Origin of the sequence: Enterococcus sp. H57 (assembly GCF_003112495.1) — a bacterium.
Lineage (GTDB): Bacteria > Bacillota > Bacilli > Lactobacillales > Enterococcaceae > Enterococcus_B > Enterococcus_B faecium.
In genome coordinates this window covers 25,768-48,579 of the sequence record NZ_BEHC01000025.1, presented here as the reverse complement: position 1 = coordinate 48,579, position 22,812 = coordinate 25,768, and the positions used below count along the sequence as shown (strand labels likewise).

General features: G+C 38.6%; 17 protein-coding genes. 14 read left to right on the top strand and 3 right to left on the bottom strand.

The genetic code is table 11. The features are described from left to right. The first annotated feature begins 139 nt into the window (after positions 1 to 139). The 5 genes from DIZ30_RS06560 to pheT all read left to right on the top strand — a co-directional run bounded on the left by DIZ30_RS06560 (position 140) and on the right by pheT (position 11,573). The gene (locus DIZ30_RS06560) at positions 140 to 3,667 is read left to right on the top strand and encodes a PD-(D/E)XK nuclease family protein (RefSeq protein ID WP_002301086.1); all 3,528 of its coding nucleotides are present in this window, start codon (positions 140 to 142) and stop codon (positions 3,665 to 3,667) included. After that, positions 3,664 to 7,386: a helicase-exonuclease AddAB subunit AddA gene (gene addA / locus DIZ30_RS06555; RefSeq protein WP_002301088.1), complete on the top strand. Its 3,723-nt coding sequence runs from the start codon at positions 3,664 to 3,666 to the stop codon at positions 7,384 to 7,386. Before DIZ30_RS06560 ends, addA begins: the two co-directional genes overlap by 4 nt. A gap of 68 nt (positions 7,387 to 7,454) precedes the next feature. After that, positions 7,455 to 7,796 (top strand): helix-turn-helix domain-containing protein, encoded by a 342-nt coding sequence (locus tag DIZ30_RS06550; protein WP_002295781.1) that lies wholly within the window; start codon positions 7,455 to 7,457, stop codon positions 7,794 to 7,796. 308 nt (positions 7,797 to 8,104) lie between these two features. Beyond that, the gene (gene pheS / locus DIZ30_RS06545; protein WP_002295783.1) at positions 8,105 to 9,148 is read left to right on the top strand and encodes a phenylalanine--tRNA ligase subunit alpha; all 1,044 of its coding nucleotides are present in this window, start codon (positions 8,105 to 8,107) and stop codon (positions 9,146 to 9,148) included. 4 nt (positions 9,149 to 9,152) lie between these two features. After that, positions 9,153 to 11,573, top strand: coding sequence for a phenylalanine--tRNA ligase subunit beta (pheT, locus tag DIZ30_RS06540; RefSeq protein WP_002297428.1), 2,421 nt, complete (start codon positions 9,153 to 9,155; stop codon positions 11,571 to 11,573). Between the two features lie 169 nt (positions 11,574 to 11,742). Here the strand turns inward: pheT and trpS are convergent, their stop codons facing one another. Next, positions 11,743 to 12,753, bottom strand: a complete 1,011-nt coding sequence (gene trpS, locus DIZ30_RS06535; RefSeq protein WP_002288045.1) for a tryptophan--tRNA ligase — start codon at positions 12,751 to 12,753, stop codon at positions 11,743 to 11,745. Between the two features lie 253 nt (positions 12,754 to 13,006). On the opposite strand from trpS, the gene DIZ30_RS06530 reads away from it, so the two are divergent. From DIZ30_RS06530 to cbpB, 8 genes are all read left to right on the top strand, one after another. After that, the gene (locus tag DIZ30_RS06530; RefSeq protein WP_002288042.1) at positions 13,007 to 13,744 is read left to right on the top strand and encodes an amino acid ABC transporter ATP-binding protein; all 738 of its coding nucleotides are present in this window, start codon (positions 13,007 to 13,009) and stop codon (positions 13,742 to 13,744) included. Positions 13,745 to 13,757: 13 nt separating this feature from the next. Further along, positions 13,758 to 14,573 (top strand): transporter substrate-binding domain-containing protein, encoded by an 816-nt coding sequence (locus DIZ30_RS06525; protein WP_002288041.1) that lies wholly within the window; start codon positions 13,758 to 13,760, stop codon positions 14,571 to 14,573. A 12-nt stretch (positions 14,574 to 14,585) separates the two neighbouring features. Continuing rightward, entirely contained in the window at positions 14,586 to 15,233 is a 648-nt protein-coding gene (locus tag DIZ30_RS06520; protein ID WP_002288038.1) for an amino acid ABC transporter permease, read from the top strand. 15 nt (positions 15,234 to 15,248) lie between these two features. Beyond that, entirely contained in the window at positions 15,249 to 15,905 is a 657-nt protein-coding gene (locus tag DIZ30_RS06515; RefSeq protein WP_002296876.1) for an amino acid ABC transporter permease, read from the top strand. Between the two features lie 161 nt (positions 15,906 to 16,066). Then, positions 16,067 to 16,888 (top strand): glutamate racemase, encoded by an 822-nt coding sequence (gene racE / locus DIZ30_RS06510; protein WP_002317207.1) that lies wholly within the window; start codon positions 16,067 to 16,069, stop codon positions 16,886 to 16,888. A gap of 2 nt (positions 16,889 to 16,890) precedes the next feature. Further along, the gene (gene rph, locus DIZ30_RS06505) at positions 16,891 to 18,246 is read left to right on the top strand and encodes a ribonuclease PH (RefSeq protein ID WP_002296875.1); all 1,356 of its coding nucleotides are present in this window, start codon (positions 16,891 to 16,893) and stop codon (positions 18,244 to 18,246) included. Then, on the top strand, positions 18,247 to 18,765 hold the full coding sequence (locus DIZ30_RS06500; RefSeq protein WP_002288030.1) for a metallophosphoesterase: 519 nt from the start codon (positions 18,247 to 18,249) through the stop codon (positions 18,763 to 18,765). 106 nt (positions 18,766 to 18,871) lie between these two features. Beyond that, positions 18,872 to 19,372, top strand: a complete 501-nt coding sequence (gene cbpB / locus DIZ30_RS06495; protein WP_109023149.1) for a cyclic-di-AMP-binding protein CbpB — start codon at positions 18,872 to 18,874, stop codon at positions 19,370 to 19,372. A 279-nt stretch (positions 19,373 to 19,651) separates the two neighbouring features. On the opposite strand, the gene DIZ30_RS06490 is transcribed toward cbpB, so the two are convergent. Continuing rightward, positions 19,652 to 20,572 (bottom strand): mechanosensitive ion channel family protein, encoded by a 921-nt coding sequence (locus DIZ30_RS06490; RefSeq protein WP_002295791.1) that lies wholly within the window; start codon positions 20,570 to 20,572, stop codon positions 19,652 to 19,654. Between the two features lie 125 nt (positions 20,573 to 20,697). Here DIZ30_RS06490 and DIZ30_RS06480 point away from each other — a divergent pair, with 125 nt between their 5' ends. Continuing rightward, the gene (locus DIZ30_RS06480; RefSeq protein WP_002321517.1) at positions 20,698 to 21,750 is read left to right on the top strand and encodes a branched-chain amino acid aminotransferase; all 1,053 of its coding nucleotides are present in this window, start codon (positions 20,698 to 20,700) and stop codon (positions 21,748 to 21,750) included. 109 nt (positions 21,751 to 21,859) lie between these two features. Here the strand turns inward: DIZ30_RS06480 and fabI are convergent, their stop codons facing one another. Beyond that, a complete protein-coding gene (gene fabI / locus DIZ30_RS06475) occupies positions 21,860 to 22,615 on the bottom strand; it encodes an enoyl-ACP reductase FabI (protein ID WP_002295795.1) in 756 nt (251 codons plus the stop codon). Positions 22,616 to 22,812 lie beyond the last annotated feature (197 nt).

Below are 22,812 nucleotides of genomic sequence, written 5' to 3'. Positions count from 1 at the left end.
TTCCTGTTTTTTGCGTATACTTAAAAAAGTAGAAATATCAGAACCTTAAAAGGATATAATTTGAAGAATATAGAACAAATGTTCAGTATTTTTTGATATAATAAAGGAGCACCGTATCATGTGTTGAAGGAGGAAAAGCATGTCTTTACAATTTATTCTTGGAAACGGGAAAAAAGATCACCGTCAAGTCTTGATCGACGAAGCATCCGCTTGGATCGACCAGGATGCAAGTAACCAAGTATTTTTCCTTGTTCCCAACTACAGCAAATTCGAACAGGAACAAGAAATTTTAGCGGAGATGCGAAGAAGAAGCGGAAAAAAAGCTTTCAGCACAACAAACGTTCAAGTATTTAGTTTTTATCGTCTGGCTTGGTATTTGCTGCAACAGACAACTCTTCTTACAGGAAATGAATTATCAGAATCAGGATCTGCAATGATCTTGCGACAGATTTTAGAAAAAAATGAGGAAGAATTAACAATCTTTCGCGGAGAAATCAATAAAAGAGGGTTTATTCGTCAATTACAAGAACTTTACAGTGAATTGCGTACAGGAAATATTCAACCAGAAGACCTGATGCTTTTATTTGGTGATTCACCTAATGCAGAAGACCAGCAACTTAAAATGAAAGACTTGAAGCTGATTTTTTCAGCTTATGACAGCGAATTGACTCAACGTGCACTAACAAATGAAGATGCACTATCTATACTAGCAAATTATATGCAGACACAAGATTTCAACAACGTCAAATTTATTGTCAGTGGTTTTTCTCGAATCAATGGTCAAGAGTATCAATTACTGCAGGCAATGATGGAAAAGGGGCAATTGGTTGTCGATTTATTGCTGGATCGTCCTTATACAGCGGATCTTCCAGAAGTACTTACGCTCTTTCATGAGACTGGAAAGCTTTATTTCCGTCTTTTTCAAAGTGCAAGAGAACGGAAAGTCCCTATATTAGTGGACCGATTTGCACCAGAGCAGACTCGTCCGACAGAGCTTCAACTGCTGCAAACAATGTGGGAAGAGACATCTAGCCAAAAGAAAGCGGCAGTACACAAATTAGGGGGACAAGAGCATCTCCATTTGTGGGAAGCTGAAAATCCAACTGAAGAAGTCCGACAATTAGCTGTTGAAATCAGACGACTAGTCAGTGAAGAAAACTACCGTTATCGTGATATCCAAGTGCTGACAAAAAATATGTCTTTATATGGAAATATCCTTCGGCCGATCTTTCAAGAAATGGCAATTCCTTTTTATATCGATGAAGAACAAATGATGGAAAATCATCCGCTGATCGAATGGATCAACAGTCTGTTCGCTCTTGACCGCTATTCTTATCGGCTAAGTGATATTATGCGTTTTTTCAAAACTGAATTATTTCTGTCGACGGAAGCAGAAACCGAACTTGATGAATGGAAACAAGAGCGAGATGAATTCAGGAAAAAACTGGACATCACTGAAAATGTAGCACTTGCTTACAATTATCAAGGAACTTATTGGACTCGTGAAAAAGACTGGCAGTTTGTGGCGTATGATTTTGAAGCAGAACAGATTGAAGACGTACAGTATTTGGAAGAACAGTCAAATACGATTAGACGATTATTTCAGAAAGCTGTACCAGTATTTTTGAAAAAAATAAAGAAAAGCAAAACAGGACAAGAGGCCGCAAATGGTTTTTATCAATTTTTGATCCAAAGTGGCGTACAGCAACAATTATTGTTTTGGCGTAATCAGGAAGTAGACAGAGGAAACTTAGAAGCGGCAAGAAACCATGAGCAGACATGGGGAGCGCTGATTGATCTGTTGGATGAATATGTAGTAATTTATGGTGAATCGGCTTTTGACTGGTCACTGTTCCAAGAAATCATTACGAGTGGTCTAGAAAATCTAAGTTATGGTAAAATCCCTACCGCAATCGACCAAGTGCGAATCAATCGTTTGGAATTAGTTCGACCAAATCAAGCTGCCGTCACTTTTGCATTAGGGTTGAATGATCAAGTGTTTCCAGACCGAAAAGAGACAAAAGGATTGTTGTCCAGTGAAGAACGAGAAGTATTAAATCAGGCCTTGCCAGATGGACAGTTTTTATTCGACCCATCAAAGGAAAGTATCTCTTTTGAGCCTTTCCAAGCCTATCTTGTTTTTCTTTCCGGAACAGATCGATTATATCTTAGTTATGCACAAAGCTATGACACAGATGGTTCGCTGAAGATGTCTCCTTATTTGCGTAGAATCACAGAATATTTATCTGTTCCCGTCGAGAGAAAAGAGCATTTGACGATCGAAAGCGACCCTAATTGTTATGTAGGGACTTACAGAAGCGGAATCAATACAGTCAATAGGATTTATCGATTAGCTTTAGATGAAAAAAAACCTGTACCAAAGCACTGGCAAAAGCTCAAAGAATTAGTACTGAATTCGTCATGGCGAAATTTTGCTTTACAGATTTTTGAAAGTCAGGAACATTTAAATGTTCCTGTTTCGATGCCAGAAAAAATGGCGGAAGAGCTTTATGGAAAAGAAATTTATACTTCAATTTCACGTATGGAGAATTTTTATAATTGTGAATACAAATACTTCATGCAATTTGGTTTGAAATTGAAAGAACGAACTGTTTATGGTCTAACTCCAGCAGCAACTGGTGATTTTTATCATGAATCATTGGATCGTTTCTTCAAGCTACTGTTTTCAAACCAATTATCCTTAGTGAATATGTCCGATGCGCAGCGTAGAGACTTTACTGAAAAAGTGCTGCAGGAAGTATTCGGAGAACTTCGGTTTGAGATATTGGATAGTTCTGCAAGAATGAACTATATCCGCTACCAGTTAGGACAGACGATTCAAAAAGTGGCATGGGCTTTGCAAAAACAGAGCAAAAATACAGGCATGCATCCTCTTCAGACAGAGATTCTATTTGGTCAGATTGCTGGAGCAAAAGGTATCACAGGTCTGGAATTACCGTTGAGTAATGGTGGAAAACTCCATGTTCGAGGGAAAATCGATCGAATCGATGTAGCTTCTGAACAAGAAGATACTTGGCTAAGCGTCGTTGATTACAAATCTAGCGGACGTTCATTCGATGTCACAGAAGCTTATTATGGCATGGCTATGCAATTATTGACGTATCTGGACGTAGCATTGATGGATGCGGTACGTTTGACTGGAAAGGCGGCTGTTAAACCAGCAGGATCATATTATTTACATGTTCATAATCCTGTATTGACGGAGACAGATGATGTAGAGAAGAATACATTGAAAAAATTTAGTTATGATGGCGTTTTTGTCGATGATCCCGCTCTTTTAGAAGTACTAGATCATTCACTGGAAGCAAAAGAACAATCACTGATCTATCCAGTGAAAAAAAATGCGAAAGATGAATACCAAAAAGGTAGTTTCAGTAAAGACAAATTTTTCACGGAAGAAGAACTGCAACTATTCATGGCGCATAATCGGGAAAATATGCGGTTAGCTGGAGATGCGATTACTTCCGGAGAAATCAAACTAAATCCAGCTTATAAAGATAAACAGCGGATTGCCTGCGAATTTTGTCCATTCAGAAGCATCTGTACGTTTGATGTGATGCTGAAAGAAAATAATTACCACCGTCTGGAGAAAATAGATAAGGAAGAAGCACTGCGTAGAATATTGAAAAGGAGTGAAGAAGAGTGAATCAAATTCCTTTAAAACCGCAAAATGAACGATTCACAGATGATCAGTGGCAAGCGATTTTTGATCAAGGAGATAATCTATTAGTCTCTGCGTCTGCCGGATCAGGTAAAACTACAGTGCTTGTTCGAAGAGTGATTGAAAAACTAAAAATGGGTTTTGATATCGATGAATTATTGATTGTGACATTTACTGAAGCTGCCGCAAGAGAAATGAAAGAAAGAATTCAAGAGGCATTACAAGAATCCGTCAATAGCGAAAGTGACCCTGTACGTAGACAGCATTTTACTAAGCAGTTAGTTTTATTGCCCACAGCGAATATCTCAACCTTACATGCTTTTTGCCTGACAGTTATTCGACGTTATTATTACTTAATTGATATTGATCCAGTCTTTCGCATGTTAACAGATGAAACAGAAACGATCTTGATGAAGGAGGATGTGTGGGACGAGCTGAGAGAAGCACTTTATGCAGAAAATGATGAACGATTTTTCCAATTAACAATGAATTTTTCTAATGATCGTTCAGATGACGGCTTGACGAATCTGGTGTTTTCTCTTTATGAGTTTGCCCGTGCCAACCCTGACCCCCAAAAATGGCTAGAACAGTTAAGCGATAATTATCGTTTGCCTGAGGGGCTAGCTAAATCTCGATTATATCAAGAACAAATCCGTCCTTTAGTTTTGGCAGATATATACCAATGTGTACAGTTATATGAACAGATGACTCAGTTAGCACAAGGTGAAGGATTAGAAAAAATGAATGAGCAAGTAGCTGGAGAACAACAGCAGATCAAGAATATCTATGAAGCGTTCTCGCAAGATCGGTTAGAAGAAGCTTATGCTGGTTTGGAACAACTAACTTTTTCAACTTTTAAGAGCAGCCGGAAAGCAGAATTGAAAGAAATTTCCAATGAAGTCAAGGGCATGAGGGATAAAGCAAAAAAACTGATTCAGCAGATAAGTAAAAGTTATTTTCCTGTTTCCCCAAGCCAAATGGAAGAATTAACGGACAAAGCACTACCGTTAGTCGAAGAAATGACAAAAGTCACGCAAAGCTTCATGGACGGTTTCAGTATGCGTAAACGGGAAAAAGGTGTGCTGGATTTCAATGATCTGGAACATTTAGCGTTGCAGATTCTCACAGAAAAAACGAAAGATGCATGGCTGCCAAGTGAAGCTTCAAAACATTATCGAAAAAAATTCAAAGAAGTAATGGTAGATGAATATCAAGACGTGAACCAATTACAAGAAGCCATTTTATACTGGCTAAGAGAACCTGATGATACAAAAGGAAATATGTTCATGGTTGGGGATGTCAAACAATCCATCTATTCTTTCCGTTTAGCAGATCCTAGTTTATTTATCGGGAAATACGAGAATTTCTCAAAGAAAGAAGGCGGACGTCGAATCGTTTTGGCTGAGAACTTCCGCTCTAGAAAAGAAGTCCTTTCTTTTACGAATCTTATTTTTGAACAACTAATGGATCCAGCAGTGGGTCAAATCAATTATGATGAAGCAGCCAAACTGATCCAAGGATTTTCAGACTTTCCAGAGAATGAACAGTTTGAGCCGGAAATCATGATCTATGAAAAAGAACAGGAAGAATCAGAGATTGAGATTCCGACGGATGATATACTGGAAGACAAAACAGAAGGCGAACTTTTTATGACAGGACTAAAAATTCGTCAATTAATTGATTCCTCCTTTATGATTTATGATAAAAAATCAAAAAAAAGTCGTCCGATAGAGTACAAAGACATTGTTCTCTTGACACCTACAAAGAAGAACAACTTAACGATTTTAGAGATTTTCAAAACATTGGATATTCCATTAGAGATGAATGATGCTCAAAACTATTTTCAAGCGACAGAAATTCGCACGATGATCTCGCTGCTACAATTAATCGATAATCCCTATCAAGATATTCCGCTTGCGGCTGTATTGCGCTCACCGATCGTGGGTCTGATTGAACCAGAATTAGCCAGCATTCGATTAGCTGACCGTGCACATACTTACTATGATGCTGTGCTTGCTTATCAAGCATCAAACGAAGATGAATTAGCAGCTAAGCTGGAACATTTTGGCAAGCAACTAGAGCATTGGCGAGAACTTGCTCGCCGTTCTTCGATCACTGACTTGTTATGGGATATCTATTATGAGACGGGATATCTAGAGTATGTGGTCGGTCTGCCAGCAGGGGCACAGAGACAAGCCAATCTTTATGCATTGGTTGATCGTGCCAAAGCTTACGAGCAAAGTTCTTTCAGAGGATTATACCAGTTTGTGCGTTTCATTGAAAAAATGCAAGAAAAAGATAAAGACTTAGCAGAACCAGTCATTTCAATAGAAGATAATGCTGTTCGCGTTATGACGATCCATGCAAGTAAAGGCTTGGAATTCCCAGTTGTATTTTTGTTAGATATGACAAAGGAGTTCAACTTACAAGACTTGCGCAATCGGTATGCTTTTGAAGAAAAACTTGGAGCAGGAATTCGCTATATGGATCCTGAAACACGAGTGTTATATGATACGTTACCGTTTCAAGCCATCAAATTGGCAAAGCAAAACAAATTGTTGTCGGAAGAAATGCGTAAATTGTATGTAGGATTGACTCGGGCAGAACAAAAGCTTTTCATTGTCGGTTCCTATAAAAATAAAGAGCAAATGATCCAAACGTGGTCTGAAGCAGCTGATCATGAGGAGTTGGTTTTTGATCCTGCGCTACGTTTGAAGGGCAGAAGCAGCTTGATGAATTGGATTGGTTACGGATTGATCCGTCATCCTGAAATGCAGAAATACTTAGAGGAAGAAATTTCGACTTCTCTTCTTCAACATTCAAATGCACAGTTTTCTATTTCATGGATGAATCAGCAATCGATCATTGAACAAAGACAGTTGCTTGCTGAAAAAGAACTGGTTAACTTAGATCAGCAGATGAAAGAAGATGAAACTTTATTAGCAGATTCGTTACAAAAACGTCTGGCATATGAATATCCTTATCAAGCTTCTTCACAAACCACAAGTTATCAATCTGTATCTGAAATCAAACGATTATTCGAAGATCCAGATGATACACAAGAATCACGTTTGACTCTGGAAAGCAGTCAGAACAAAGCAGCATCCCGTCAATTTCGTTATACGCAAGAACAACTAGCAGAACCAAAATTTTTGCAAAAAGATCGGCAAGTGTCAGCAGCTACTGTTGGAACTGCTACGCATGCTTTGTTACAATTACTGCCATTAGAGATGCCAACTACAGAGAGTATCCATCAAAAATTACAGGAATTGGTAAGGAAACGGTTAGTAGACGAAAAAGTCGCGAAAAAAGTAGATGTTTCTTCTATTATATGGTTCTTTCAAACAGAACTTGGTCAACAGCTGATTGCCAACAAAGAAAACGTAAAACGAGAACAACCTTTTTCCATGCTGCTTCCTGCTGACGAAGTATTTCAAGACTATCCAAATCAAGAAGATGAACTATTAATCCACGGAATCGTCGATGGATACCTAGAAGAAAAAGATCATCTCAATATCTATGATTTTAAAACAGATTTTATTTTACCTCCGGATGATCCAGCAGAAATAGATGCAATCGTCCAAAAATATCAAGGACAGCTAAGACTTTACCAACAAGCAATGTCAGAAGCTTTGAATAAGCCAGTAGAAAATGTTTTCCTAATTTTGCTTCGAGTGAAACAAATTATAAACATTAACAAATAATTATAATTGAGCAAACTTGACTTATGTTTTGTAAGGATTATGCTATACTCTGGGAAGAGGTGAGTATGATGGAGCTAACACAGACAGAATTCGTTTTATGCCCTAAATTTGAAAAAACATTCTCTATTTTAGGAAAAAAATGGAACGGATTGATTATCGATGTACTACTCGAAAACGGTCCGCAACGCTTTGTTGAGCTTGCGGCAAAAATCCCGATGGTCAGTGATCGAGTATTAGTCGAACGCTTGAAGGAATTAGAAAAAGAAGGAATAGTCACTCGAAACTTTGCCTGTAGCGAAAAGAGCCGTTCAGAATATCTCTTGACTGAAAAAGGAGCAGACTTGCAAAAAGCGATGCGTCAAATACAAGTTTGGAGCGAAAAATGGGTCACAGAGGAAGAATGCGGTTGATTTTGTAAAAAAAATCTTGTAAACTATAGTCCATACGAATAAGTAAAGAACGATGACGAAAAAGAGTAGTTTGGCTAAACCAGTTCAGGGAGATCTGTCGCAGACTGAAAGCAGATCCTGTGTTTGAAAAATGAAGTTCACTTTCCGAGTTCGTCTGATAAAATCAGACCGGCAATTGTCGTTAACGAAGTAAGAGTGCGGTGTAAGTCATTTATCCGCAAATTAGGATGGTAACGCGAAGACCTCGTTCCTTAACAGGAATGAGGTCTTTTTGTTTTGTATTTGGAATTTAAAGGAGGAACAAGCACATGTCTCTACAAGCACAATTAGAGAGCTTGAAAGAAGCAACGCTCGTCAAAATCACAGCGGCACAAGATTTAAATGAATTAAATCAAATACGTGTTGAAACGTTAGGAAAAAAAGGACCGATCACAGAAGTATTACGTGGGATGAAAGATCTAAGTCCAGAAGAGCGACCAAAAGTCGGAAGTTTCGCAAATGAGATCCGAGATCTTTTGACAGAAGAGATCGAGCGAAAAAAACAAGTATTAGAAGAAGAAGCGTTAAATGCAGCTTTGGCAAAAGAAACAATAGACGTGACACTACCTGGTAGAAAAGTAAAACATGGTACACGTCATATCGTGACACAAATCATGGAAGAAATTGAAGATATTTTTGTGGGTATGGGCTATCAGATCGTAGAAGGATATGAAGTAGAATCTGATCATTACAATTTCGAACGGATGAATCTGCCAAAAGATCATCCAGCAAGGGACATGCAAGATACTTTCTATATTTCAGACGAGATATTGATTCGGACACATACTTCACCAGTCCAAGCACGGACAATGGAAAAACATGATTTCTCTAAGGGTGCTCTACGAATGATCTCGCCAGGGAAAGTCTTCCGCAGAGATACAGATGATGCGACCCACAGTCATCAGTTCCATCAAATTGAAGGGCTAGTTGTTGATAAAAACATCACAATGGGCGACCTTAAAGGAACATTAGAAGTCGTAATGAAAAAAATGTTTGGGGAAGATCGTGAAATTCGTTTGCGTCCAAGTTATTTCCCATTTACGGAACCATCAGTAGAAGTAGATGTCAGCTGTTTCAAATGTGGTGGTGCCGGTTGTAACGTATGTAAATACACTGGATGGATCGAAATTTTAGGAGCTGGCATGGTACACCCGAATGTGTTGAAGATGTCAGGAATCGATCCAGAAGAATATTCAGGCTTTGCTTTCGGCCTTGGACCAGACCGCGTAGCTATGTTGCGGTATGGAGTGAATGATATCCGTAATTTCTATCAAAATGACTTACGTTTCTTAAGTCAGTTCAAGGGGGAGTAAGAAAATGTTAGTTTCATATAAATGGCTCAATCGTTATGTAGATTTATCGAATGTAACACCAAAAGAATTAGCGGATAAGATGTCTGTGACAGGAATCGAAGTAGAAGGAGTAACGGTTCCAGAAGAAGGCTTGAAAAAAATCGTTGTCGGTGAAGTCAAGGAATGCGTACCACATCCAGATTCTGATCACCTTTCTATTTGTCAAGTCGATATTGGCGAAGACGAACTGTCTCAAATCGTTTGTGGAGCGCCTAATGTGAAGGTTGGAATCAAAGTGATTGTTGCACTTCCTAACTCACGTATCGCTGGTAATGTAAAAATCAAAAAAGGAAAAATGCGTGGCCAAGTATCAAATGGCATGATTTGCTCATTACAAGAAATTGGCTATTCAGATAGTGTTATACCGAAAGAATACGCTGAAGGTATCTATTATATGCCACAAGAAGCTGTAAATGGCGATCCAGTTTTTCCTTATTTGGATATGGATGATTCGATTATTGAATTATCTATCACACCGAATCGTGCGGATGCATTGTCAATGCGTGGCGTAGCTTATGAAGTTGGGGCAATTTATCGTCAGACTCCTACATTCGATGACGAAAAGTTGCTAGAATCCTCACGACCTGCTAGCGATAAAATTCAAGTGGAAGTTGAAGATAAAGAAGCAGTTCCTGCTTATCAAATCAGAATCATTGAAGGAGTAAGAATCCAGCCAAGTCCTCAATGGCTACAAAATCTTTTGATGAACGAAGGCATTCGTCCAATCAACAATGTAGTAGATGTGACGAACTATATTTTGCTTTTATTCGGACAACCACTACATGCATTTGACTACGACAAATTGAAATCAAAAGAGATCTTTGTCCGCCGTGCAAAAGAAAATGAAACATTAGTAACACTAGATGGAGAATCTCGGGAATTGACAACTGACAATCTCGTCATTACTAACGGCAAAGAACCAGTTGCTTTAGCTGGTGTCATGGGAGGGTTAGACTCAGAGATCACGAATGAAACAACAACAGTTGCACTAGAATCTGCTTTATTTGATCCAATTTCGATTCGTCGTACAGCAAAACAATTTAATTTGCGTAGTGAATCCTCTGCACGTTTTGAAAAAGGAATCAACCATGCGACTGTTGGAGAAGCCAGTGAGGTTGCTGCAGCAATGATCGTTTCTCTTGCGGGTGGGGAAGTTCTACAAGGCGCGGTCAAAGGCTCAGAGATCAAAGCAGAAGACGTATCAGTGAAGATTTCACTTGAACGCATCAATCAATATTTAGGAACATCTCTTGTCGTTAAAGAAGTAAATGAGATTTTTGAAGCACTTGGATTTAGCTATGAAGAAAAGGAGCATGTTTATTCCGTAGTAGTACCACCAAGACGCTGGGATATCCAAATCGAAGCAGATATTATCGAAGAAGTTGCTCGTATTTATGGATACGACCAGTTGCCATCTACACTTCCAAGTGGAGAAACGGTTGCTGGAAGCTTGTCAAAAGAACAAGAAACTACTCGTAAAATTCGTACAATCTTTGAAGGAAGCGGATTGAGCGAAGCAATCAGTTATGCATTGACAACAGAAGAAAAATCAAGACAGTTTGTTATAAATGAAAGTAATATTACACGTTTGGACTGGCCAATGAGCGAAGAACGTTCTGTATTACGAATGAATTTGATCAGCGGACTATTAGATGATATCAGTTATAACACTGCTCGAAAAAATACAGAGATTGCTTTATATGAAATTGGGCGGGTATTCTTCCAAGAAAATGATCCGTGCACACATCTGCCGCAAGAAGTAAAACATGCAGCAATCGCTATTTCTGGTATTTGGGAAGAAAAAGATTGGCAGACGAAAGCTCAAAATGTAGACTTTTTCACCATCAAGGGTCTTTTAGAAAACTTATTTGAACAACTAGGCATCACTGAAGATGTCCATTATCAAACAGTGACAGAAATGAAGGAAATGCATCCTGGAAGAACTGCTGCGATTTACCTTGGCGAAAAATTTATTGGTTTTGTCGGTCAAGTGCATCCAACGATTGCAAAAAGTTATGATATTCCAGAAACATATGTTGCTGAGTTTGATTTATCTGCTGTAGTGGAAGCTGCTCAAAAAGGGATTGTTTTCGAAGCAGTGACAAAATTCCCAGCAGTCAGCCGGGACATCGCTTTGCTTGTAAAAGAAACTGTGACAAATCAGGAATTAACAGAAGTTATCCGTTCTGCTGCCGGAAGATTTTTAACAGATATCCAATTATTTGATGTCTATCAAGGAGAAAACATTGAAAAAGGACATAAATCCATGGCGTATAGCCTGACATTCGTCAACCCAGAAGCAACATTGACAGATGAAGAAATCAATAAAGGAATGGAAAAAGTCGAAAAAGCGTTGGTAGAAAACCTAGAGGCAAGTATTCGCTAAGAGGGAAAATATAGTAAGTAACGATCAAGTAGCTTTTGAAGACCATACATTTGAAAAAGAGATGTGACACAACTTCGTCACATCTCTTTTTTTGATTTTAAAAAAGGAATAGCACAGAGACGAGATAAAAAAACAGGCCTTTACAGCCTGTTTTTTTAGAGTAAATGAATTAATGGAAGTAATTGATTCCCATTGCTGATTTTACTTCAGAAAGTGTTTGTGCAGCTACTTTAGCAGCTTCTTCACTACCTTTACGTAAGATTTCCATAACAGCTGAAGGATCTTTTTCCAATTCTTCTCGGCGCGCACGGATCGGTGCAAATTCAGCTTCCAATACATCAATGAGGTATCGTTTGATCTTTACATCACCAAGTCCGCCACGGCGGTAATGAGCTTTCATTTCTTCAATTGCTTCTTTATCTGTTCCGAATACATCCAAGTAGGTGAAGACCATATTCCCTTCTACTTGTCCAGGATCTTGTACATGGATGTGGTTTGGATCAGTATACATACTCATGACTTTTTTCTGTAAGACATCGGCAGGATCGGAGATATAAATACCGTTTCCTAACGATTTACTCATTTTGCCATTTCCATCGATTCCAGGTAATCTACCCATTCCTTTTGGTGGGAATACGCCTTTTGGTTCCACCAAAACTTCACCATATGTATGATTGAAGCTTTGTACGATTTCCTGTGTCTGCTCTAGCATTGGTTTTTGATCCTCGCCAACAGGTACAAGATTCGCTTTGAATGCAGTGATATCTGCTGCTTGAGAAACAGGATAGATAAAGAATCCTGTAGGCACGCTTTCACCGAATTTTTTTTGTTCGATTTCTGTTTTGACAGTCGGATTGCGCCGAACGCGTCCTACGCTGACTAAGTTCAAATAATACATGGTTAATTCAGCTAATTCCGGAATTTGTGATTGGATAAATAAAGTAGATTTTGCAGGATCTAATCCCACGGCTAAATAGTCTAAAGCAACTTGCAAGACATTTGATGAAACCTTCTCAGGATTTTTAGCATTATCTGTCAGTGCTTGCATGTCAGCAATCATGACAAACAGTTGGTTGTCTTCATCTGCCTGCATAGCCACTCGGGTTTTTAGAGAACCGACGTAATGCCCTAAATGCAGCTTCCCAGTTGGTCGATCTCCCGTTAAAATAATATTTTTCAAAAAAGACACCTCTTTACGATTTGTAAGTCTGAGCACTTAATATCTTACCGTTTTTCCTGAAAAGAAACAACAGTTCCTAATGAAAAAACAAGGAAAGAGGATAAAATAACTAATAGATTAGAAATGGAAGAAATATTTATGGGAGAATAAACGTTCTAAGAAACTTTACAAATTACTAAACTATCAGATATAATGTATTTTATTATACATCTTTAAAAGAAATCTTACTAAATAATAATGGGAGTGTAATTCTATGGCAATGATTAAATTTGATCACGTGGATAAATATTATGGCAAGTTCCACGCATTAAAAAATATCAATCTCGAATTCGAGAAAGGAGAAGTTGTCGTTGTCATTGGTCCTTCTGGTTCAGGAAAGAGCACGATGCTTCGCTGTATCAATGGATTAGAGACGATTTCTTCAGGCAAGCTACTAATTAATGATACTGACTTGCATGATAAAAAGACAAAGTTGACAGAAGTCCGAAAGAATATCGGCATGGTTTTCCAGCATTTCAATTTGTATCCTAATAAAACCGTTCTGGAAAATATTACATTAGCACCAATCAAAGTGTTAAAGCAAGACCAGGCAACTGCAGTCAAAAACGCGGAGAAATTTTTGAAAACTGTCAATATGTTAGATAAGAAAGATTCTTATCCTTCCATGTTATCCGGGGGACAACAGCAACGGGTGGCAATCGCCAGAGGTTTAGCGATGAATCCTGAGATGCTGCTGTTTGATGAACCTACTTCTGCTTTGGATCCGGAAATGATTGGTGATGTATTAGACGTTATGAAAAAATTGGCTCATGACGGTATGTCAATGATTGTCGTGACACATGAAATGGGCTTTGCCAAAGAAGTGGCGGATCGTGTTATCTTCATGGCTGATGGAGAAGTATTGGAAGACAGCAGAAATGTGAGAGACTTTTTCGAAAATCCAAATGAAGTCCGAGCACAGCAATTTATCAGTAAAGTTATCAATCATTGATAGGAGGAAAAAGATGCGCAGGTTAAAAAAAATACGCCTGATTTTCCTTTTAGGCATTGCTTTTCTTGCACTAGCCGGATGTAAAGGAAATGGGTTGGCAAATGAAGATATTTTAGAGCGAAGCAAATCTACCAATGAAATCATCTGGGGTGTCAAGTATGATACTCGATTATTTGGAATGATGGATATTGAGAGCAGAACTGTACAAGGATTTGATGTAGATATTGCAAAAGCAATCACTAAAAAGATCCTTGGTGACAATGGAAAAACAGAATTTGTTGAAGTCACTTCTAAAACTCGGATTCCATTATTGAAAAACGGAAATATCGATGCAATTATTGCAACGATGACGATCACAGATGAACGAAAAAAACAGGTTGACTTTTCAGATGTCTATTTCGATGCTGGCCAAGCTTTGTTGGTAAAGAAAGGAAGCCAAATCAAAAGTGTAGATGATTTGAATGCTTCTACAACGGTTCTAGCAGTCAAAGGTTCTACATCGGCTGCGAATATCCGACAGCATGCACCAGATGCAAAAATTTTAGAATTAGAAAACTATGCAGAAGCATTTACTGCTTTACAATCTGGTCAGGGAGACGCGATGACTACGGATAATGCGATTTTGTTAGGGATTGCAGATGAAAATCCAGAGTATGAGTTAGTTGGTGGAACGTTTACTAATGAGCCTTACGGGATTGCGATCAACAAAGGGCAAGAAAACTTCTTGAAAGCTGTTAACCAAGCGCTAGAGGAAATGCATGCAGATGGCACATACGATAAAATCTATCAAAAATGGTTTCCAAATGAAACTGAAGGAAAAGTAGAGTAAGGGGGAGAGGCAATGAGCGAATTGATACAGACTTATGGACCAATCTTTGTCGACGGGTTCAAGATCACATTGTTTTCGAGTGTCTTAGCACTTGTGTTTAGTTTGATTATCGGAACGTTAATGGCAATCTTCCAATTATCAAAGAATAAAGTAGTGAGCGCCTTAGCAAAGGCATATGTAGAATTTTTTAGAAACATTCCATTATTAATCATCGTGATGTTTTTTTATGTTGTCGTACCGATTTATTGGTTTAATCTAGATGGATTCCAAGCAGGTACGATTGGATTAACGATCTATACATCTGCTTTTATTGCTGAAACAGTACGTTCAGGGATTCAAACCGTACCAAAAGGTCAAACAGAAGCAGGACTATCTTCTGGTTTTACCTATTCAGAAATCATGCGTTATATTGTTTTACCGCAAGCATTCAAAATCGTTATCCCGCCATTAGGCAACCAATTTATCAACCTCGTAAAAAACTCATCTATTTTAGCAATCGTAGCTGGTTTAGATTTGATGTATCAAGGAGACTTGATCGCCAGTGAAACATTCAATACCTTCGATACGTATATCATCGTTGGGTTATTTTACTTAGTTATCACGCTACCGTTATCTTACTTAATGGTTTATCTTGAGAAAAAATGGGCGGTTCGTTCATAGAAGGAGGGGAAATACATGGATTTTAGCGGCGCTTTTTCATGGATGAATATCCGTTTTTTATTGGAAGGATTAAAGGTTACTGTTGAAGTTTCATTGTTTTCGATCATTTTTAGTTTCTTGATCGGTGGTCTGACAGGTGTGATTCGTTTTGCGAATATCCCTTTCTTTTCCAAAATCCTTGGTGTAGTGATTGATATTATACGGAATCTTCCATTATTATTGATCATTTTCTTCACTTACTTTGCCTTACCTCAAATCGGCATTCAGATGAACATCTTCTGGTCCGCTGTCGCAGCATTAACGATTTTTGAGTCAGCTATGTTGTCGGAAATTTTCCGAGCTGGACTCAATGCTGTTCCAAAAGGACAGATGGAAGCAGGATTATCAACGGGACTGACTTATGTAGAATCGATGCGAACGATCGTGTTACCGCAAGCATTTAAATCAATGATCCCGGCAATTGTGAGCCAATTGATTTCACTGATCAAAGATACTTCATTAGCAGTAATCATTTCTTTACCTGAACTTTCTCATCAGGCACGTATTATTTATGGACAGAACACCAATTATGTGCTTCCGATGTTCATCATCATGACACTTATGTACTTCGTGGTATGTTACGCGCTTTCTCTGCTTTCCGGTTACTTGGAAAAGAGACGGTACAGTTATTAATAGATGATTCTTTTAGCGGTTGTGGCAAACTAAAGTCACAACCGCTTTTCCTCTTTCCATTCGAAAAAAAGAGATTTCGATTGTTTTAAGCAAGTAAGAGCACTTGAAAATTCACGCTAAAAAGTACACAATAGGGAGGATAGAATTTATTGAAAAAAAGGATGATACGATTGACAGATAATCGCCCTATCGGATTTATTGATTCAGGTGTCGGCGGCTTGACTGTAGTAAAAGAAGCCCTGAAACAATTACCGAATGAAAATATTTTATTTGTAGGAGACACAGCACGCTGCCCATATGGCCCTAGACCCGCGGAACAGGTAATCCAGTATACTTGGGAAATGACGGATTATCTGGTGGAGCAAGGAATCAAGATGCTGGTGATCGCCTGCAATACCGCAACTGCGGTGGCTTTAGAAGAAATCAAAGCTGCTCTTTCTATTCCAGTCATCGGTGTGATCCTTCCCGGTACTAGAGCGGCAGTAAAAAAAACACAAAATAAACAAGTTGGCATTATCGGTACGATTGGTACGGTAAAAAGTCAAGCTTATGAAAAAGCACTGAAAGAGAAAGTACCAGAATTGACTGTGACAAGTCTTGCTTGTCCCAAATTTGTTTCAGTTGTCGAAAGTAATGAATACCATTCATCGGTGGCGAAAAAAATTGTGGCAGAAACATTAGCTCCTTTAACCACTAAAAAAATCGATACATTGATTTTGGGATGCACCCATTATCCATTATTACGCCCCATCATTCAAAATGTAATGGGAGAAAATGTTCAACTGATCGATTCTGGAGCAGAAACAGTAGGTGAAGTATCTATGCTGTTAGATTATTTCAATTTGAGCAATTCACCGCAAAATGGTCGGACATTATGCCAGTTTTATACAACTGGCTCTGCCAAACTTTTCGAGGAAATAGCTGAAGACTGGCTTGGAATCGGACACTTAAATGTAGAACATATCGAATTGGGAGGAAAATAAGGATGCGTCATGACGGGAGAAAAGCCCAAGAGCTTCGCAAACTGGAGCTTCAAACAAATGTTTTCAAATATCCAGAAGGATCGGTAGTGATCCGTTTTGGTGATACAACAGTTATTTGTTCTGCAACAATAGAAAATTCTGTTCCCCCTTTTTTGAGAGAAACAGGAACAGGATGGGTGACAGCAGAATATAGTATGCTGCCTCGAGCAACGAGTACGAGAAATCGTAGAGAAAGCAGCAAAGGGAAACTTTCTGGTAGAACAATGGAAATCCAGCGTCTTATTGGTCGTTCCTTGCGTGCAGTAGTAGACTTGGAAAAATTAGGAGAACGTAGTATCATCGTAGACTGCGATGTGATCCAAGCGGATGGCGGTACTAGAACAGCAAGTATCACTGGGGCATTTGTGGCATTGAAATTAGCCATTGAAAAACTTTTAAGAGAAAAAGAATTGTCAGAAGATCCAATAAAAGAACATCTTGCTGCAGTTAGCGTAGGAATCTTACCAGATGGGACTTGCGTCACAGATTTGGATTACCAAGAAGATTCCGCAGCACTTGTAGACATGAATCTTGTAATGACAGAATCTGGAAAATTCGTGGAGATTCAAGGAACTGGAGAAGAAGCAACGTTTGATGGTGAACAGTTGAATGAAATGCTCTTTTTTGGAAAAAACGCGATTGAAGATTTGATCAAAGAGCAAAAACATGCTTTGCTAACAGAGTTTGCTCAAAATGATGAGCGGATAGAAGAAACAAAAACAATCATCATTGCGACAAGAAATCCAGGAAAAGCAGAAGAGTTTCGAAATATGTTCAAAGAAGCGGGATATCATGTAAAAACATTACTTGACTATCCTGAATTGCCAGATGTGGAAGAAACTGGCAGCACATTTGAAGAAAATGCCCGATTAAAAGCAGAAACGATTGCACAATTGCTTGATCAGCCAGTCTTAGCAGATGATTCAGGTTTGAAAGTGGATGCTTTAGGCGGTATGCCAGGAATCTATTCTGCACGTTTTGCAGGGGAACAAAAAAGTGATGCGGGGAATAACGCCAAATTATTATATGAATTGACAGATGTGCCGGATGAAAAAAGAACAGCACAATTCCATTGTACGTTAGTATTCGCGGCACCCAAAAAAGACAGCCTTGTAGTAGAAGCGGAATGGCCCGGTCGAGTAGCCCGTATACCATCTGGCGAAAATGGCTTTGGGTATGATCCTTTATTTATCCCAGAAGGTAAGAAACAAACAGCAGCAGAATTATCGAGCGAAGAAAAAAACAAGATCAGTCATCGGGCTCAAGCAATGAAAAAATTGAGTGCCGAGTGGAAACAATGGCTGGAAGGAGAGAGATAGATGCGGTATTTAGTAGTAAGTGATAATCATGGAGACAGAGATATCCTCGTTGACTTAGTAGATCGTTATCGTTCTGAAGTGGATATCTTTTTCCATTGTGGTGATTCGGAATTAGAAGCTTCTGACCCATTATGGGATACATTCCAAGTGGTTCAAGGTAATTGTGATTATGGACCAGGATTCGAACAGAAAAAAGTGATCCAAACTGGTCAGGATACAGTATTCATGACTCACGGTCATTTATCGAATGTCCGATTTGGTTTGACACAGTTAGCAATCGAAGCTCGAGCTGCAACTGCCGATATGGTGTTTTTTGGTCATACCCATCAAATAGGCTGTGAGATGGATCAGAAAATCCTGTTTTTGAATCCTGGTAGCATTTCTCAGCCTAGAGGCCCGATCCAAATCCCATCATATGCTCTTATCGAAAGTTTAGATGACCAAATTTCTGTTCAATACTATAACCGTGCCCATCAGGCAGTTGAAGAGTTGGCCTTTTCTTTTTCGAGAGAGCGCTGAATAAAAAAACTCTAATTTTTAATAAAAATAAGCTTTATTTTATGAATTTTGCATCCGGTTTCGGTAAAATAGTAGTGTTGAATGAAATAGAAATGGAGGCCATCAGATGATTGGACCTATAGTAAGAGAAATGCTGCTGGAAAATCAGGAAACGTTTTTGATTCCTGCAGAAAATGTGGCAAATGTTATGTATCATCATCCATTGTCCCATGGTTTACTTGTGTTATCGAAGGTCGGTTATTCCAAAATTCCTGTATTAGGAAAAGATGATCACTTTGTAGGACTAGTAAGTTTATCAGATGTGGTCAATAAAATGATTGACTTGCAAACAATCAGCATGGACCCGTTAGAAGAACTAACGGTTGCTGATGTGACAGAAACAGATGTTCCGACAATTGATGAAAATTGGGAACTAGAAGAAGTACTCCATTTGTTAGTCGATTCGCCTTTTTTACCGGTTGTCACAGAAGATCGGATTTTCAAAGGAATCATTACAAGAAAAGAGCTGCTTAAAGCCGTAAACTTCATGGTGCATGAATTAGAACGTCGTAATATATTGTCTCCGAAAATCGAAGAATTAAAAGAACAAATCGATATCGTGAGCTAAAGAACGAGAAACTAAAAGATAATCAAAAAATAAGTAGAAAAAACAGCGTACCAGTTTTGACTTTATCTTGAAAAAGATGCTGGGACAAAAGCGTTTAACTCCAAGAAATAAGAAGGAATTCACGAAAATTGCTTTTCAAATTTTTGTGAATTTCAGCTTATTTCCGAAGGAGTTGCTTCTGCTTCCGCCGTTTATACGTGTTTAGAGCGTGGGACAAAAGTGTTCTTTACTTTTGTCCCACGCTCTTTTTAGTGAGATTCGTTGCATCGTTTGTCCAAATTATTTTCCGACAGCAATTGGACTGTTCGGAATCGTGAAACCAGAAGCTGTCAATTCTTTGACATAGGAGCTCAAGAACTCTTCTTTTAAGGCATATTGTTTTCCGTTCAATGCGTAGCAGACCGTACGAATCGCAAAATTGCTGTTTCCAAGATCCACTAATCCAAAGATAGAAGGTTCAGTTTGGAGCTCTTCTTGGTATTTTTCAGCTAATGTACGATTTACTCGATCAATGATCTCATAGATTTTGTCATATCCTTCTTCAGGAACAATCCGAATATCTAAAAGTACTTGCATATTTGCACGAGAGAGATTGCTGATCGTGGTGATGTTTCGATTCGGGATGAAATGGACAGTACCATCCGTTGCTTTCAGCTGAAGGGTACGGATACCAACAGATACGACGGTTCCTTCAATCGTTAAGTTTGCTAGCTTGATGTAGTCCCCAACATCCATCTGTTGTTCCATGATAATAAAAAATCCGGTAATAACATCACTCATGAACCCTTGGGCACCAAGACCGATTGCCACACCTGCAATTCCGGCACCAGCCAAAAGTGATCCGATCGGCACACCGATAGCAGATAAAATTGCATAGATAAAAAAGAAACCAAGGGTATAATGAAAAATAGTATTTAAAAGACTATGTAAAGTCTTTAAGCGGCTCTCGTTTAGAATGGCTTTTTTAGAATACTGATTAAAAGACTTGTCAATCAGATATTTTCCCACACGGTGAAGAATCCAAAAAAGGACGATCAAAAAAATCAGATATAAACTTTTTTGGATAAAGGCAGCCAAAATGGCGTCCCAATCAATCCCGTCCCAAAACCGCTGAAACGCATTTACTTTGCTGACAGCTTGATCTGTCAATGTCTCGCCAGAAGAGTCTGTCGTACCGGCAGTTGCTAATAATGAAAACATAAAATCCTCTTTTCTAAAATTTGATTCTTTCTGTATTGTACCAAGAAGTTTTCAAAAAAGGAAATAGCAAAAATAACTATAATGAAGGAAAAAAGCTGAAAATAAAATGACAAATAATATGGATAATGATAAAATGTGGAGAAAATAACGAAGGTGGTAAGTATATGCAAATCGATTGGAACAATCTAGGTTTTTCTTATATCAAAACTCCTTGGCGTTTTATTGCCAAATGGAAAGACGGACAATGGGAAGAAGGAGAATTGACAGAAGATAATTACCTGACGATTCATGAAGGCTCTCCAGCGCTTCATTATGGTCAGCAATGTTTTGAAGGTCTAAAAGCTTATCGTCGAAAAGACGGCAAGGTCAATCTCTTTCGACCTGAACAAAATAGTCGACGGATGAATCAAAGTGCTAGACGATTGCTGATGCCAATGGTCCCTGAAAAGATGTTCGTTGATGCTGTCAAGCAAGTGGTAAAAGCAAATGAAGATTTTGTGCCGCCCTATGGAACAGGCGCTACATTATACTTGCGCCCTTTACTGATTGGGGTCGGTGAAAACATTGGTGTCCATCCAGCTCCAGAATATTTATTTGTCGTCTTCTGTACGCCAGTAGGAGCGTATTTCAAAGGTGGACTAAAACCAACGAATTTTATTGTATCTGATTACGATCGTGCTGCTCCTAAGGGGACTGGTGCAGCAAAAGTCGGCGGAAATTACGCAGCGAGTTTACTTCCAGGAACAGAAGCAAAAGAACTGGATTACTCAGATTGTGTTTATCTTGATCCAGCCACACATACGAAAATCGAAGAAGTAGGTGCAGCAAATTTCTTTGGAATTACAAAAGACGGAAAATTCATCACTCCGCAATCGCCCTCTATCTTACCAAGTATCACGAAATATTCCTTGTTGCAGTTAGCTGAAGAACGACTAGGACTGCAAGCAATTGAAGGAGATATTTTCATTGATGATCTAGATCAATTTGCAGAAGCTGGTGCATGTGGTACAGCGGCTGTTATTTCTCCAATCGGTGGGATTTATCACAATAACAATCTTCATGTATTTTATAGTGAAACGGAAGTAGGACCAGTAACAAAACGGTTGTATGATGAATTGACAGGTATTCAATTTGGAGACATAGAAGCACCAGAAGGCTGGATTGAAGTCGTGGAATAATTTCAAAGTAATGAGTTGAAAAAAACGTAAAAAGAAAAAATCAGGAAGAGACTTTAAAAAGTTTTTTCCTGATTTTTATATGTTTTACTTTAAAGAATGCAACAAAAGTTTATGAAAGATGGACACCTTTGTCAACGTAGATAATATCACCGATGATTCCGCTGGAAAGTGGGCTGATTAAGAAAGCACAAGCATTACCGACTTCTTCGATCGTCACACCTTGCTGATCAGGCGTACGAGATTCAGATAACTGGATCAGTTTTTGATAGTCTTTAACACCTGTGACAGCTAATGTTTTGATTGCCCCAGCTGAGATTCCATTGACCCGAATTCCTTTAGGCGAGAACTCAGCTGCCAAATAACGGATAGCAGCTTCAAGAGAAGCTTTCGCAATACCCATCATGTTATAATTCGGGATTGCGCGTTCTGAACCTAGATAAGTCATGCTAACGATCCCGCTGTTTGGTGCAAGAAACGGTTGTGCGTATTTTGATACAGCAATTAAAGAGTAGCTGCTGATATCTTGAGCTAATTGATAGCCGTCTCTGGAAATATCAGACACATTTCCGGACAATTCTTCTTTGTTGGCGTAAGCAACTGCATGGACAAGGCCGTGGATCTCCCCAGCATATTCACCGATGGCATTCATTGCTTTTTCGATGCTTTCGTCGCTAGAAACATCACATTCTACAGTGAATGCTTCTTCGCCGACCAATTTGACTAATGATTTTTTCATTCGTTCATTTTGGTAAGTATAGATAATTTCTGCCCCTTGTTTCAACATTGCTTCAGCACAACCCCAAGCAATGCTTTTTTTGTTAGCGACGCCCATAATGACGATTTTTTTTCCTTCTAGAAATGACATAATGACTCTCCTTTGTTTCTGATAAAAATTTGATAGTCGTAAAAAAATAGAGAATAATAGCTAAAATAACTTCTTGATTTCTTAATTATTAGTCAAAATGTTTTGATTGTCAAACTATTTTTTCTTAAATTAAAAAAAGATTGCTAAATATTTAGGAATATGATACTTTGATAGTCAAAGTAATGAAAATGGCAATT